At 60.9% G+C, this 15,731-nt stretch carries 11 protein-coding genes; 2 read left to right on the top strand and 9 right to left on the bottom strand.

The window, feature by feature from the left end; genetic code table 11:
- Positions 1-19: 19 nt before the first annotated feature.
- Positions 20-916 carry a heme/hemin ABC transporter substrate-binding protein gene (locus ACN2XU_RS19410; RefSeq protein ID WP_419412004.1) on the bottom strand — a complete coding sequence of 299 codons (897 nt, stop codon included), beginning with the start codon at positions 914-916 and terminating at the stop codon, positions 20-22.
- Positions 913-1,965, bottom strand: a complete 1,053-nt coding sequence (locus ACN2XU_RS19405) for a hemin-degrading factor (protein ID WP_419412003.1) — start codon at positions 1,963-1,965, stop codon at positions 913-915. Before ACN2XU_RS19405 ends, ACN2XU_RS19410 begins: the two co-directional genes overlap by 4 nt.
- Positions 1,966-2,164: 199 nt before the next feature.
- On the opposite strand from ACN2XU_RS19405, the gene ACN2XU_RS19400 reads away from it, so the two are divergent.
- Complete coding sequence (locus ACN2XU_RS19400) at positions 2,165-4,207, top strand: TonB-dependent receptor domain-containing protein (RefSeq protein ID WP_419412002.1); 2,043 nt, start codon at positions 2,165-2,167, stop codon at positions 4,205-4,207.
- A gap of 570 nt (positions 4,208-4,777) precedes the next feature.
- On the opposite strand, the gene ACN2XU_RS19395 is transcribed toward ACN2XU_RS19400, so the two are convergent.
- Positions 4,778-5,014: a YdcH family protein gene (locus ACN2XU_RS19395; RefSeq protein WP_419412001.1), complete on the bottom strand. Its 237-nt coding sequence runs from the start codon at positions 5,012-5,014 to the stop codon at positions 4,778-4,780.
- A 156-nt stretch (positions 5,015-5,170) separates the two neighbouring features.
- On the opposite strand from ACN2XU_RS19395, the gene ACN2XU_RS19390 reads away from it, so the two are divergent.
- The gene (locus ACN2XU_RS19390) at positions 5,171-6,103 is read left to right on the top strand and encodes a hydrogen peroxide-inducible genes activator (RefSeq protein ID WP_419412000.1); all 933 of its coding nucleotides are present in this window, start codon (positions 5,171-5,173) and stop codon (positions 6,101-6,103) included.
- Between the two features lie 49 nt (positions 6,104-6,152).
- Here the strand turns inward: ACN2XU_RS19390 and ACN2XU_RS19385 are convergent, their stop codons facing one another.
- The 6 genes from ACN2XU_RS19385 to ACN2XU_RS19360 form a co-directional block, all read right to left on the bottom strand.
- Positions 6,153-7,166 (bottom strand): cytochrome d ubiquinol oxidase subunit II, encoded by a 1,014-nt coding sequence (locus ACN2XU_RS19385; protein WP_419411999.1) that lies wholly within the window; start codon positions 7,164-7,166, stop codon positions 6,153-6,155.
- A gap of 4 nt (positions 7,167-7,170) precedes the next feature.
- Positions 7,171-8,607: a cytochrome ubiquinol oxidase subunit I gene (locus ACN2XU_RS19380; protein WP_419411998.1), complete on the bottom strand. Its 1,437-nt coding sequence runs from the start codon at positions 8,605-8,607 to the stop codon at positions 7,171-7,173.
- Between the two features lie 13 nt (positions 8,608-8,620).
- Complete coding sequence (locus tag ACN2XU_RS19375) at positions 8,621-9,166, bottom strand: GbsR/MarR family transcriptional regulator (RefSeq protein WP_419411997.1); 546 nt, start codon at positions 9,164-9,166, stop codon at positions 8,621-8,623.
- A 370-nt stretch (positions 9,167-9,536) separates the two neighbouring features.
- Entirely contained in the window at positions 9,537-10,592 is a 1,056-nt protein-coding gene (locus ACN2XU_RS19370) for an alpha/beta hydrolase family protein (protein WP_419411996.1), read from the bottom strand.
- A 206-nt stretch (positions 10,593-10,798) separates the two neighbouring features.
- The gene (locus ACN2XU_RS19365; RefSeq protein ID WP_419411995.1) at positions 10,799-13,873 is read right to left on the bottom strand and encodes an efflux RND transporter permease subunit; all 3,075 of its coding nucleotides are present in this window, start codon (positions 13,871-13,873) and stop codon (positions 10,799-10,801) included.
- A gap of 4 nt (positions 13,874-13,877) precedes the next feature.
- The gene (locus ACN2XU_RS19360; protein ID WP_419411994.1) at positions 13,878-14,900 is read right to left on the bottom strand and encodes an efflux RND transporter periplasmic adaptor subunit; all 1,023 of its coding nucleotides are present in this window, start codon (positions 14,898-14,900) and stop codon (positions 13,878-13,880) included.
- Positions 14,901-15,731: the final 831 nt, after the last annotated feature.

Below are 15,731 nucleotides of genomic sequence, written 5' to 3'. Positions count from 1 at the left end.
CGGAAAGGGCGGCCAAGGTTCAGCCTCCCTGCGAATAGAGCGCGTCGTTCAACATGCGCACCGCATCTGCCGTTCGTGGTCCGAAACCCAGCATCAGCAAGCCGTCCATGCGTACGACCGAACGAGTCTGCGCGGCCGGTGTCAGGCGGATCGCGGGCATGTCGAAAAGTTCGTCGTCCGCCACGCCATGATCGCCGCCGCGATCCATCATCAGGATCACGTCCGGCGCGGCAAGGCCGACGGCTTCGTCGGTGATCTGCTTGTAGCCATCGTAGTCGGTGATGGCGTTCACGCCACCGGCCATGCGGATCAGCGCATCGGCAGCCGTCCCGGTGCCAGAGGCGTTGATCTTGCCTCCCTGCGTGGACAGAACAAACAGAACGCGCTTCTTGTCGGTCTCAGGCCGGTCCGCATCGGTCACGGCGGCGGACAGCGCGGTTTCGACCTCGGCGGCCAGCCCGTCCGCCCGATCAGGCACGCCAAGCGCGTCGCCGATGATTTCGATCTTGCGTAGGATGCCCTCCGGCGTGAGCGCATCGGGAACCTCGACAAAATCCACATCCGCCTCGCGGATAACCTCGAGCGCTTCGGGTGGACCTGCGCCTTCCTCGGACAGGATCAGCGACGGGCCGACCGATAGCACGCCTTCTGGCGAAAGTGACCGCATGTAACCAACGTCGGGCAGGTTGGTCACGTCCGGCGGATAGCTGGAGGTGGTGTCGCGCGCCTTCAGCCGGTGCTGCTGACCAAGGGCGGCGACGATTTCGGTCACCGAGCCGCCGATGGACAGTACATCGGCATGGGGGTTGGGGATCTCCGCGCTTTGCTGCGCGCTGACGGTCAGGGCGATGAAGGCGCCGAACATGGCCACCCAGAGTCCGGTGAAGCGACCGTTTCCGCTGTCGCAAGATTTCATGCCGGAACCTCCGCAAAGGTCGGCAGCGCCTCGACAATCCGACCCCATTCGGGGCGCGAGTCGCGACCCTCCTTGCCAACTCCGAACACCTGGAAGATCAGCCCGCCTTCCGCATCAAAGGCTTCGACAGACACGGCAGGGCCGCGTTGCGTGGGTTTTTGCACGGCCCAGATCTCGGCCACCTTGTCGAGCCGCAGATGCAGGTTGAACCCGGGGTCCATGACGTTCTGCCACGGGCCCATGGGTTTGAGCGTGTGGATAGGGCCTGTGTGAATCTGGATACAGCCGCGGTTGCCGACAAAAATCATCACCTCGATCCCGGCATCGCGGATGGCCTGAAGCATCGCATCGGCGGCAGTCGGGGCAAGCGGACGCACCCAAGGTTCCCCAGCGATGCGATAGGCCCCGAGCCGGTTCATCTTGAGTTTGGAGCATAGCCGCAGGAACTGGTGCGTGTCGGTCAGACTTGCCCATGCCTCGCGCAGCAGATCCACCTTGTCGCTGCGCGATTTGGGCGGCTCGACCGGCGTTCGGGCTTCAACGGCCAGACTGTCCGCCTGATCTGCAATTGCAAGATCCGCAACAATTCCGGCCCAAGCATCATGGTTCGAGCCGTCGCGCAGGTGGATCTTGTGAACCGCGTCACCCGCTGCGTCGAAAATCTGCAAGGACCGACGCGGGCCCTGCTCGGACGCGGTCTCGACAGCAAAGGCATGGACCCAATGCGACGGGAAGATGCGCAGGTCAATGTTTTCGGTCAGAGTCATCGCGGCATGCTCGCCCGGATGATATTCACCGTATTCACCCACCTTTTCATGCACACAGGCACCGACACGCGTCAGGGCCATGACCTCGCCCAGCCGTTCTGCGGCAGGAATGATCCGGTCGGGATGGGCCGCGATTCGGATTGCGCCATGGCCCGCGTGGGCGGCGACCAACTGCGCCTCGGCAATGCCAAGCGAGTCCCCGGCATCACGGGCGCGCAATTTCGGGTTTTCCGCAACAAAGGCACGGATTTCGTCAGGTCTGACAGCGGTTGGCTGCATCATGGGCGTCCTCGGAGGTTTGTCTGTTGTCCGATGGCTGCGCCCGGAGGGATACGGTGCGTGGCTCTTTCAAATTACTTGACTGTTTTAGTATGGTACGAGTAATGCTGCAACCCATCGCGATGACGTTCATCGCAAATCATCAACACCAGCCGCGCCAGCCTTTGCAAGCTACGGCCAGAACCCAACGAAGGATGGCGCAATGCTTATTTCAATGATGCGCGGCTCGACCGCGCTTGTCTGTCTGTCGCTCGCGATGCCCGCCATGGCGCAAGAGAGCGATCCAGGCTTTCTCGGCACCTTGATTCTCACCGGTGGCAAACGCGACCTCAGCTTTGGCACCGCGCTGTCCCGCACGGTGGTTGGCGACGAAGAGATTCAGGACCGCCAGGCCAGCACCGTCGCACAGCTGATCGATTCCGTACCGGGCGTGACCTTGGTGAATGGCACCACACCGCAAGGCTCCGGCATCAACATCCGTGGCTTTGGCGCGAACACGACCTTTGGCTCGGACCAGAAGATCGCCGTGCAGATCGACGGCGCATCCGTCGGGTCGGAAGAACTGTATCGGATCGGAACACAGCTTTTCACCGATCCGCTGCTCTATCGCGAGGTCGAGGTGCTGCGGGGCACCATCGGCAGCTTTGCCTACGGGTCCGGCATCGTTGGCGGTGTGGTGAAACTGGAGACGAAAGACGCGTCTGATTACACAGGCGGCGTGCCGGGGGTCGGCGGATCCCAGACCTTCGAGTTCAGCTCGAATGGAAATGGCTGGGTCAGTTCAACAAGCCTGGCCTGGATGCCGACCGAACGCGCTGAATTCCTGCTCAACTACTCCCTGCGCGATCAGGACGACCTGACGGCCGGCGATGGGTCCACCATCGGCAACAGCGCATTCCGAACGCCTTCCTACCTGGCGAAAGCCAAGTTCACCTTTGGACAGGACGACGCGCATTCGCTGACATTCAGCCATTCGAACACAGTGGCCGATGACAAGGACGTTCCCTATGACCAATTCGCGACCGACGGAGGATCGTTCGGCAATGTCGACCGGCTGACCGAGACCGCGCAGACCGTTCTGGAGTATCGCTTCAACCCGTCGAGCGATCTCGTCGACCTGCGCGCCAATCTCTCCTATGCCGACCAGACGATCGAATACGACTACATCCCCGGCTCATCTCCGCTGGAGGGCACGCCGACCTTCCCATTTCTCGTAGGCACGGTGAACGCCGATCAACGCTATGAAACAACCAAGCTGACCGTGACCAACCGCGCGCTGTTCGACACTGGCGCGGTGTCACACGACATGCTCGCGGGCGTCGAGGCGCAGCGCCGGATCCGCGCGGACAACACCGCAGCCGGTGCGCCGGGTGGCACGAACGACCGCTTTGCGCTGTTCGTCGTTGACGAAATGACGATCGGGCAGGTCACGGTCACCCCGGCCTTGCGCTATGAAAAATCGCGGATTGAAAGCGCCCTGCCCTTGGCGGGCGCGCCGGACAGCTACGAAAAAGACGCCTTGATGGGCGGTCTGGCGCTCGCTTACGATTTCGGCAACGGCCTGTCGGTCTTTGGCTCGGCCGCCTATACCGAAGGCCTTCCGATCATCGACGATCTGGGCACCAGCGCCACGGCGCAACGACGGATCGGCATGTCGGAAAAATCCCGCACCTTCGAGCTTGGCGCGGAATACACCGGCACGGATGTCTTTACTGCGGGCGACACGTTCACCATTCGCGGCAACCTGTATCAGACAAAACTCTGGGACATCACCAGCTACACGGTCGCTGGTTCGACGTCGACCGAACTGGATCGCGTGGACTCGCGCGGCTTCGAGCTGGAGGCCTCCTATGGCATGGTGAATGGACTGTATGTCGATTTCGCCGGACACCTTGGCGAGGGAACAGAGGTCAATCCCGACGGCAGCGATGCAACCTGGCGCAACAGCCCGGCGGATCGGGCGCAGCTGACACTCGGCAAGAAATGGGGTGACCGCCTCGATCTCAGTTGGGAAGTGGTCCATGCCGCCGAACGCCGTGACGCGCTTGGCGCTGATTTGCCCGACAGCACCGTGCACAATTTGCGTGCAACCTGGAAGCCGCAGGCGCAAGGGTGGCTGGATGGAAGCGAGGTGCGGTTCGGGGTCGAAAACGTCCTGGACGCTGATTATGTCGGGCACCTGTCATCGACCAGCCGCAAAGCTCCCGGCCGGACCGTCAAAGTGACCTTGTCGAAAACGTTCTGAGTGAAACGGTCGGCGTTTGGCGCTGACCGCCTGCCCGGCATCTGCGGTGCTCGACGGGTTGATATTGGCCGTAGCAACCCGTGGGAGCCGGGAGATACCGACACAGGCGGTGATTGCGGCCTCCGCGACCAGGTGTGCCTCGGTCAATATCCAAAACCTCACGCAAAGGGTTGGGCACAGGAAGGCGTCCGACACTCGGGTTCCCATCATGAGCGATGTTCAGAGCGGATTGTCGCTCGATCGAAAGAGCGAGAAAATCGTAACGGGTCAGAAGGGGTCCAAACGCAAGCGTGCCGCTCTGCCACTTTAGCCACGCTTGGCCAGCAGGGTCTCGGGGACGGACAGGAGGGGCTTTGAGCCCCTCCGCCTTCCGCTGCGATCATCGTCGGGGCGCGTCGCTCCGAGGCGACGCCCGGCGCACGGAGTGCATCCGTCTAACATGCGGGCTGCCACCGTCCGGACCGTTGTGGTCCTCGTCGCTGAGCGCACAGCGCATGTCATCAAGGTCCGTGCTGTGCATCCGGCTTAGGCCGCTGTTGCGGTAGAAAAAGTTGAAATACATCATCGCCTTCACACCGCCTGCACCGGTGCGCGCGACCGGTCCGGGCTGCGCAGCACCGCGTTGTAGCGCGTGATCTGATCCTTCAAGAGGAGGCGCTGCCGTTTGAGTTCCCGGAGCGCCATGCTGCACGGGATGGGCCGTTGCTGCTCGTCGTCGATCCGGATTGCCAGATCGTGACGCCGGCGGTGCAAATTCGCGACCCTCGCCTTGATCGAATGCAGTTTTCCAGTGGACGTCTTTTTCATAGCGGGTCTCCTGTTCAAGGTGATCATCGGGACGATCCTGTGCGATCGCATCAGAAATATGGGAGGTAAATTGATTGGAAGAAGGCGGCCAAGCCTTAAAGTCTGATCGGCTTTGCCTATCTTACGAGTCACCCGAGACCCGAAAGGACCTGCGCGATGCCTGCCGACGTAACCCTCAAACAGTTGACGTACTTCGTGGCCCTTGCCGACACGCGGCATTATCGACGGGCGGCAGAACGGGTTGGGATCAGTCAACCCTCCCTCAGTCAGCAGATTGTGGCGCTCGAAGAGGCCCTGGGTCTGGAGTTGGTGGAGCGCGGACAGCGCGGCGCGATCCTCACGCCAAACGGGCGCGCGGTTCTGGAACAGGCCCGGCGCGTACTGGACGAGACAACCGCCCTGCGCGCGCTCGCACAGGACGCGCGCAAAGGATTCAGCGGAACGATCCGCCTCGGCTCCACCCCGACGCTTGGCCCATATTTACTGCCCTATGTGATGCGCCAGCTTCACGAAGCCTATCCAACACTGAAAGTGATCGTGCGGGATGCCACGCCCGTCGTTTTGCAAGAAGAACTGCTGACCGGTCAGCACGACCTTATCCTGACACAGCTTCCTGTGCCCTCGGGCGATGCAGAGGTGATGCGACTGTTTCGCGAGCCGCTGAAACTGGTGATGGCGCAGGATCATCCGTTGTCGAAAACGCCGGCCATTATGGACAGCGATCTTGCTGGACATGACGTCCTGAGCCTGTCGGACGCGTACCGGCTTCATGCGCAGGTGGCCGCGCTTTGCGAAGAGATTGGCGCAAACCTGCGGCGTGATTACGAAGGCACCAGCCTCGATGCGTTGCGCCAGATGACGGCGCTCAACATGGGGGTCAGCTTCCTGCCCGCGCTGTATGTGCAATCCGAAGTATCGACGGAAACCGGGGATGTTGCCGTGCGGTCTTTCCGCAAGGATCGCGTTACCCGTTCGATCGGACTTGCCTGGCGACGCAGATCCGCCCATCGCGCGTTGATCCACCATATGGCGGACCTGATCGGCGCGGTCGTACGGCAACGTTTTTCCGGGATCGTGGTTGTTGAATGACGGACAGCGCCGCGGCTGGGACGGGGCGTGTCTGGCCCCGTCCGCCGTCTCATTCGTAGCGCAGCTCGGTCGCCTTGCCACGGAAGATCACATAGGCCAGCACGGAATAGGCGATGATGACCGGGACAACGAAACAGGCCCCCACAAGAATGATCATCAGACTCTCCGGCGCGGCGGCGGCCTCATAAATGGTCAGCCGGTCGGGCACGACGTAGGGATAAAAACTGTAGGCAAGGCCCAGATAAGCCGCCGCGAAAATCATGCTGGACGTGGCAAAGGGCAGCCAGTTCCAGCGATCTCCGGCAAAGGGCATCCGGCGCAGCATGATCCAGAGCGTCACGATCAGGGCCCCCGACACCAACGGCAAAGGCGCCAGCCAGAGGATTTCGGGAAAGGTGAACCATTTGCCGAAGATCCGGTCGCTGACCAGAGGCGTCGCCAGGGACACCGCCCCGATCCCGGCAATGACGGCCCAAAGGCTGCGCCGCGCCCAACGCAGAACCTTTGCCTGCAGCGCGTCGACCGTCTTGTGAACCAGCCAGGTTGATCCGATGAAGCTGTAACCGACCGCGAGGAACACGGAGGTCAGCGTCGCGAACAGATAGGTCTCCGGCGTTTTCTTCAGCCCCATGATGTAGAGCCCCAGCATGAACCCCTGAGCCAATGCCGTGGTCAGCGACCCGGCAAAGAACAGCCGGTTCCAAAGCTCCTTGTGCCGATCCCGTGCCTTGGCGCGGAACTCGAAAGCCACCCCGCGCAGGATCAGACCTATGAGCATGACAAAAACCGGCAGGTAGAGCGTGGAGAGGATCACCCCGTGTGCCGTGGGGAAGGCAACCAGCAACAATCCGACCGCCAGCACAAGCCATGTCTCATTGGCATCCCAGAACGGCCCAATGGAGCCGATCATCCGGTCCTGCTCACCCGGCTCCGCCAGAGGGAACAGGATGCCGACGCCAAGGTCAAAGCCATCCAGCACGACATAGACCAGAATAGACAGCCCCATCAGTGAAGCAAACGCCCATGGCAACCAGTCTGCCGGGTTCGAGAAGTCAGGCAACATTGGATTACTCCGCAGGGTTCAGGGCAGAGACAGGTGCCTTGCCCGAGTGTGACATGCTGTCGGCGCGGGCGTCTTCCCCGCGCGCAGCCTTGCGCGCAAGGTAGACGATTACGCCAACATAGGCGATCAGCAGGGCGGCATAGACCGCGAGGTAGGCGACCAGCGTTCCAAGCACCATCGGTGCCGGCACATCGGCCACGGCCATATCGGTGGTCATGATCCCCTGCACGAGCCACGGCTGCCGACCGATCTCGGTCGTGTACCAGCCAGCCAACGTCGCGACCCAGCCGGAAAGCGCCATGGGCACCATCGCCCAGAGCAGTGGCTTTGGCAGGCCTTCGACCGCCATCCAGTGCCCCGCGATCCGGCCCTCATGCCGGGCACGGCGGCGCCACATGTAGAAGGCGGCGCTCCAGCTCAGGACAAGCATGGCCAAGCCCGTGCCCACCATCACCCGGAAGGACCAGAAGACAGGCATCACCGGCGGGTGCATTGGCGTGCCGTCCTCGGCGACAAAGTCATTCAGCCCCGGCACGACCCCATCCAGGTGATGCGTCAGGATGAGCGACGCGCCGTTCGGAATGCCGATCTCGAACCGGTTCTCGCGCGCCTGTTCGTCCGGCAGGGCAAAGAGCAGCAGCGGAACGTTCGGCCCGGTCTCCCAATTGGCCTCCATCGCGGCAACTTTCTGCGGCTGATGCTCAAGGGTGTTCAGACCGTGCATGTCGCCCATGAAGATCTGCACCGGGATCAGCACCGCAGCAATGGCCACGCCGGTTTTCAGCACGGCCCGGACTTCGCGCGAGCGGTCCCCGACGATCCAGCGGAAGGCTGAGACACCCGCCACCAGAAACGACACAGTCAGAAAGGACGCCAGCACCATATGGGCAAAGCGGTAAGGCATAGAAGGATTGAAAACGATGTCCCACCAACTGGTGGCAAAGGCCACGCCGTCGATCACCTCATAGCCCTGCGGCGTGTGCATCCAGCTGTTCAGAACAATGATCCAGAAGGCCGACAAGGTCGTGCCAAAAGCCACCAGAGCCGTCGCTGTAATATGCAGCCAGGGCGGCACACGGGAAAAGCCGAAGAGCATGATCCCGATGAACGCCGCCTCCAGGAAGAAGGCGGTCAGCACCTCATAGGCCAATAGCGGCCCGGCAATGTTGCCAACCGTTTCCATGAAACCCGGCCAATTTGTACCGAACTGGAACGACATGGTGATCCCCGAGACAACGCCCATAGCGAAGCTGAGGGCAAAGACTTTCACCCAAAAGCGGTAAGCCGCCATCCACTTTTCGTCACTCGTGAGCGCGAAGCGCAGGCGGAAGAACAGCAGCACCCAGCCCAAGGCGATGGTGATCGTCGGGAACAGGATGTGAAAAGAGATATTCGCCGCAAATTGGATGCGGCTGAGCAGAAGTGTGTCCAAGGCTTCCATTCTGTCGTGTCCTTTAGCGTTGCGTGGAGGGAAAGACGCCGCTCACCTTGTCGATGAGACCGGCAATCTTGCTGCCGTAGGTCATCAGGCGGACCAGTTTTTCGGTCTCCAGCCGCGCCATGTCTTCGTAAAATTCGGTCATCATTTCGATCATCTCGCGCAGCTCCGAGATCCGGGCCTCCGAGTAGTCGTCTCCCACCGGACCTTGCATTTCCAGTGCGCGCAGCTTGGTCAACGTCGGGTCGATTTCCCGTTTCTTGCGTTCGTCAATCAGGATCCGGACGATCTCCCACAGATCGTCGGGCGTTGTGAAATGATCCTTCCGATCGCCCTGCACGTGTTTCAGACGAACCAGCCTCCAGGCTTGCAACTCCTTTAGCCCCATAGAGGCATTGGACCGGCTGATCCCCAGCGCTTCGGTGATCTGATCAGCGTTCAGGGCATGAGCCGACAGGAAAAGCAGCGCATAGATTTGCCCGACCGTCCGATTGATCCCCCACTGGCTGCCCATTTCTCCGAAATGGAGGACGAACTCCTGATGGAGCGGCGACATTTTCATAGGCACAACCCTCGGCATTCAGACTTTTCAGTTATTTCTGAAAATTCAGATAGCCCAGGATGTTCAGAAAGCAAACCCTCTTGATCCTCTAGCCACGAAAACGTAATCGCGCGGCGCTTTGGCCCGCGGCGCAGGTCGATTGACCCATCGGCGGCCAATCAAATCACCAGCCAGGACTGCTCATCCCCAAACGCACGAGGCCCTTGAGTACCCCGCCTTCGAAACGGCAGAAGAGTACCCGCGTTGGGCTCGGAGCGAAATGATCGCTTCGAGCCCCTTCAAGACATCAGGTTCCCAATCATGAGTTACATGTGGGGCAGCCTCGCAAAGGACATCTCGCGGTCAAACCCGGATCGAGGACGGGGGGACTTCAATCCGCAGTCTTGATGGCGTTTTGAAAAGAGGCGATCGTCATGTCGATGAGTTGAGTATGGATGGCACTCCGGGAGGCGCCGATGCCATCGGTACAGATAGGGTCTTCGATGCCTTCCTCGATGGCTATTTCGGCCGCATTCGTCTTGCATTCCGGGAACATCGAAGCGTGGCTTGCCTCTTCTATCACCTGATACGTCGCGTGAGGTACGGCGTCCGCGATCCCCGATGCCTGAATGGTCTTCGGGATCTCCGCCGCGTCACCCAGGTTCACGATGGAAACAGGAACCGAGACGCCGGCGAGTGATGCCGATGTGAAGATATCGGCTGGTGCCGGGTCGATTGCCATGGCGAACCGGACACGAGGATCGGTATTGTCCCGTCCGGCGACCGCCTTGTCCATCGCGTGCAGATCAACGCCACACAAGCGTACCCAATCGCACAGGGACGCATTGAGTTCATCTGTGTCGCAGTAGCGCGCAAAAAGTTCGGGATCCAGTCTCGCACCGACAATGGAAAGCGCCGTATTGCCACCCATCGACAGGCCAAGAACACCGATCTGTTCGCTCGCGACATGCGGGCTGAACGTTGGGTCTGTCTCGATTGCGTCAAGTGCGTCGGAAAGATCAGACGGACGCAGCCAGAGTTTCATCGTCTCTTCTGCCGAGCGGTTTCTGCCCGTATTTCCGGGGTGCGTGGGCGCCACAACGACGAACCCGGCTTCAGCCAACGGTGCCGCGATCCAGCTCATCGCATCGGCAGTGCCCGCCAAGCCAGCCCCGTGGGACAACACGACAAGCGGGAACACCCCGTCACGCAGCGGGGCACCCATTGCCGCCGGGGTCCCCTCGAAGAAAATGTTCTCACCAAGGGTCACGGCCTCTCCGCTCCCTGAAGCGGGGTACCAGATTGTCACCTCCAGATCGGCTTGTCGCTCGTCGGAAAAAATGGAGGTTTTCCGGACGCCTGCTATGTCCTGAGCAGCAAGAGTTTGCATACAGGACGCGATGGCAATCGCTCCGGCGATGCCGAGCGCTTTGGTCATTGTTTTCATTCTCAGGCTCCAGCTCTGATGTGTTTCTGTCAATCTCGCACGCCCGCTTCTTCCGCGCTACGGCTCTCATCGCTCCCCGCTCCCCGCTCCCCGCTCCCGAAGTAATATTCTGGAGCGGGTTTCTTTGGATAGGGGTGTAGTGAACACAATCATGCCCCACGCTGCGCCATCTATTGCAAAGGCCCGCGCCAGGCGGGCCTTTTGTTTTATGTACTGGCCAGTTTTTCGGCCCTCCGGGCCTTCGCATCCTCTTTGCGCGCCGTCGGGAAGAAACTGAAGTAGAAGACCGGAGCCGCCACCAGGGTCAGGATCGAGGCAAAGCCAAGCCCGCCCATGATCGTCACCGCCATCGAGGCAAAGAACGCGTCTGACAGAAGCGGGATCATGCCAAGGATTGTTGTCGCCGCCGCCAGAACAACCGGTCGCAAACGGGAGGTCGAGGCATCGAGGATCGCTTGCCGGAACGGCACACCCTCGGCCCGGACAAGATCAATTTCTTCGACAAGGACGATGCCGTTCTTGATCAACATGCCCGACAGGCTGAGCAATCCAAGAAGTGCGGTGAACGAGAATGGCAATCCCGTCCCCAGCAAGCCAAGCGCGACGCCGTTTACGCTCATCGGAACCAACAGCCAGATTATGACCGGCTGACGGATCGTTCCGAACAGCAAGACCGAGATCAACACCATGATAATCAGCGACAGCGGCAACTGCTTGCCAAGGCTGGCCTGTGCTTCGGTCGAGCTTTCGTATTCGCCGCCCCACTCAAGCACGTACCCCTCCGGCAACGTGATCGCTTCGACTGCGCCGCGCACATCATTGAAAACCGCAGAGGCATTCTCATCGGCGACAACGTCGGCCATCACAGTGATCGTGGGCACCCGGTCCCGGCGCACCACAAAGGTATTCTGCGCCTCCCAGTCAAACCCGTCGATAATCTGCACCACGGGAATATAAGCCCCGGCTGCTTCGGAATAGACCGGGAGGTCCGCCAGATGCGCGGCCCCCTCCCCTTGCGCGCTGTCCGAGCGCATGATGATGGGGATCAGGCGCTCGCCCTCCCTGTAGTTCCCGACGCGGCTGCCTTCCGTACCAAACAACAGCGCCAGCGCCAGATCCTCGCGCGAAACGCCTGCGGCCTTGGCGCGTTCGTCGGCAAAGCGCGGCACAATGGCAAGCTCCCTCTCGCGCCAGTCGGTGCGCAGGTCCTGAAGCAGGTCAGACGCCTCCAGAAGCGCCGTTTCCGCCTGTTCGGCGAGTTCGCGCAAAACAACCGGATCCGGCCCGGAGAACCGCGCCGCGATCGGGGCACCGCCGCCCGGACCAAAGGCCAGACGTTCGGTCCTGAATTCACCGGCCGTCAGCGTGCTTCGACCAAAGTCCTCCAAGTCTGAACGCAGCGTCGGGATCTGATCAAGCCGGTCGGTGCGGATGATCATATGGCCATAAGTCGGCAGCGCCTCCTCGGGGGCATATGTCAGCATGAAACGCGTCGCACCCCCGCCGATGAAGGTCGACACCGACGTCACATCGTCCCGCTCTGCCAGCCAGTTTTCAAGCAGCGCCATGTCGTCAGACACCTGATGAATGCTGGAGCCCTGCGGCAGCTTGTAGTGGACGTAGAAGATCGGCGTGTTGCTGTCCGGAAAGAACTGCTGCTTGACCTGTCCGAAACCGATATAGCACACGACCGTAATCCCGATCAGAGCCACGATCACGAGGTGGCGAAGCGTCAAAGCGGCATTCAGAACCGCCCGATACGCGCGAAACAGCGGCCCGCCATAATGATCCGCACCGTCGCCCTTGCCCACCTTGAAAAAGTAATGCGCCAGCAGCGGCGTGGCCGTGATGGCCAAAATCCACGACAAGAGCAGCGAAATCCCGATAACCGCAAACAGCGAGAACAGGAATTCCCCGGTGGCATCCGGGCTGAGGCCAATGCCTGCAAAGGCCATGATGCCGATGACGGTTGCCCCCAGCAACGGAACCTGCGTCTTGGAGGCCACGTCTTCTGCGGCCTCGCGCGACGATTTACCCTGCGCCATGTCTCCTTGCATGCCTTCGGCGACCACGATCGCGTTATCGACCAGCATCCCCATGGCGATGATCAATGCACCAAGGCTGATGCGTTCCATCTCGATGCCAAAAAGCGCCATCATGAACAGCGTGCCGACCACGGTCAGCAACAGGGTCGCCCCGACGACGACCGCCGCGCGCCAGCCCATGAACAGCGCCAGCACGATCACGACAATCGCCACCGACATGGCAAGGTTCAACAGAAATGCACTGGACGCTTCGTCCACCACGACATGCTGCTGGTAGATCGGGTGCAGTTCGACACCCGCCGGAACGTCACGCATGATTTCTTCAAGCCGCACATCCACGCGTTTGCCCACATCGACAATGTTCAGGTCGGCCTTCCCTGCAACCCCGAGGGTAAAGGCCTCCTGCCCCTGAAAACGGATGATTTCGGTCGGGTCGGTCACGCGACCCCGTTCCACCGTGGCAAGATCGAGCAGGTCGATGACTTCCCCGCCGACGCCGATTGTCAGATTTGCAATCTCGTCGACCGTATCGGTGCCTTCCGGCGCCTGGATGCGGACGTCCTGGCCATTTTGCGAAACACTGCCCGCCTGCGTGCGCGAATCCGTGTTGGACAGCGCGGCTCCGATGGCGGTCGCCCCGATGCCGAGGTTGGTGATGATCGACGTGCGCGCATCGACATAGATCGCCTCCGCCGGCAATCCCGCGACGGCCACATCCGCCACACCATCCACAGCCAGCAGCTCGCGCCGGAGGTATCCTGAGATGTCATGCACTTCGGAATCGGAAAACCCAGGGGCGGTCACCGCATAAAAGACACCAAACACGTCCCCGAACGTATCGTTGACAATGGGTGTCCCCGCTTCGGGCGGCAGGCTGCGCTGTGCGTCGGCCACGCGATTGCGCAGCTTGGTCCAGATCGCCGGCAACTCCGTGCCGTCATAGATCGATTCGATATTGACCGAGATCCGGCTGATCCCGGGTTTGTTTGAAGACGTGATAAAGTCGATTTCGCCCATCTTCTGGATCTCGGATTCGATCGGCTCCGAGACCTCCCGCGCCACCTGCTCGGCGGTCGCACCGGGGTATTGCGTGATGATGATGGCGTTCTTGATGGTGAAGGACGGGTCTTCGAGGCGGCCGATCGTCGCGAACCCCCAGATGCCACCCAACAGGCAGACCAGCATCAGGATCCAGGTGATCAGCGCCTTGTCGATGGAGGCGCGGGCGATGGACATGGCGTTATTCCCCGATGCGTGTGAAGGGACGCACGGCCTGGCCGTCGCGCAGTTGTGACGCACCGGTCACAACGATCTGGGTGCCATCTTCAGGACCCTCTGTCATGTAGAGCTGCCCATCACTGCGCAGCTCGACCTCAACCGGCGTCCGCCGGACGCTTCCGTTCTCGAAGACCATGACCGAGGCCAACCCCGCCGGATCAAACACCAACGCAGTCTCCGGGATGATGATCCCCTCCGGCGTCTTGCCCGGCGTCGTGGCATTGACCGTCACAGAAGCGCCGGGAAAGACGAACGCACCGGGATTGTCGGTAAAGGCCAAGGTAATGGTATAGGTCTGCCCGATGCTTGAGGTTTCGGTTTCGAACTCGCGCAGGCTCAATGGAAAACGCGTCGTATCGCCGGGAAGGACGGCGGTAAAGCGAACCTGATCCCCGGCTCCGGCTTGCCGAAACAGCACCTCGGGCACCTCGATATCCACGCGCATTTCGGAAATGTCGTGCAACCGCACAACCGGCGTGCCAGCAGCCACTGTGGTATAATTGGCGATCAGCCGCCGCGCGACCAGAGCGTCGAAAGGGGCGCGCAACGATGCGTGGCCGAGATCATCCTTAGCGTTCTCAAGCGCAATTTCTGCCAGCTGCAGCTTGGTTTCCGCATCCCGGACCGACACGGCAGAGGCCACCTGCTCTCCAAGTGAACTCAGCCGTTCCGCATCACGCTGCGCCTTGTCGAAGTTGGCTTGCGCCTGTGCCACGGCGCGTTCGTAGCCGGCGAGGTCAAGGCGCGCGATCAACGTATCTTCGGCTTTTGTCGTGCCCTCGGCAGCGTTGAGCATTTCGACCTGGCCTGCGACCTGGAATGCAAGGTCGACGGTCTGCAAGGCTGTGACCTGGCCAAAGAACTGTCGTTGCAACACAACGGGACGAGAATCGATCGTCATCAGCTTGACGGGCTTCGGGGCGTCCTGGGCGAAGGCCGGGACATTCAACGTCAGGGCTATAATAAGAAAAAGTAGCGCGCGCATTCTCGGATTCCTGTCGGAGAGCAATGGATTTGTTGGAGCGATATAGGCTGCACGCACCCAAGAGCAAACCGTTTAGTTCAGTTTGCGATCAAAGGCACCATACGCTGCGTCACTATCGCGCCGTGCGATTAGATTTTTGGCCGTGGCCAATCAAGAGCAATCCGGGAGCTCCCCGGGGAGGCTGGCGAGGCGCTTCCAGCCTATTGCCGCCTCCTCGCGAGTAGATTTTGTGTATCTGTTTCAATTGCCTGCGTGTCCCAGTCACGTTGCACGGAACAGACAATTACCCAACCAAATTCATACAATCGGCATGCCGAGCGTCACCAACGTTCGATGACGCCTTTGCTGCTCCAGCTCGACGGAGCGTTTGGACAGCAGCGCGACTTGGACGGCGATAAAAGCGCTGAAGTGATCGCTGAAAGAGACAAATTGCCGGTTTCCCGCTGGCTTCAAACAGATCGGCTGCCCTGTCATGCTTCGGTACGGAATCGCGTCACGGCCCCCCGCGTCGCGGCAATACTGTCATCCATCCGCACGGATGCCAGCGCCAGCACTCCTGTCAAGAATGTTAATACAGGCCAGATCAGAGGGCGTAGCGCATACCTCGCCCAAGACCTTCCGAAGCACGTATCAGCGGGGCCCGGCAGCCGCCGGTCCACCCCGCAAACCAGTCCGGCCATTGTTACCGCAAGACTACGCGGCCCCTCCCCACCGCCCTTATACGAACGCCTGCAGATCCGTGATCGCGCGGCCGAGGATCAAGGCATGGACGTCGTGCGTGCCCTCGTAGGTGTTGACCGTTTCCAGGTTCTGGGCGTGGCGCATGACGTG

Source organism: Pacificoceanicola niger (assembly GCF_048553275.1).
Classification (GTDB): domain Bacteria; phylum Pseudomonadota; class Alphaproteobacteria; order Rhodobacterales; family Rhodobacteraceae; genus Pacificoceanicola.
This window is presented reverse-complemented; position numbering and strand designations above follow the sequence as displayed.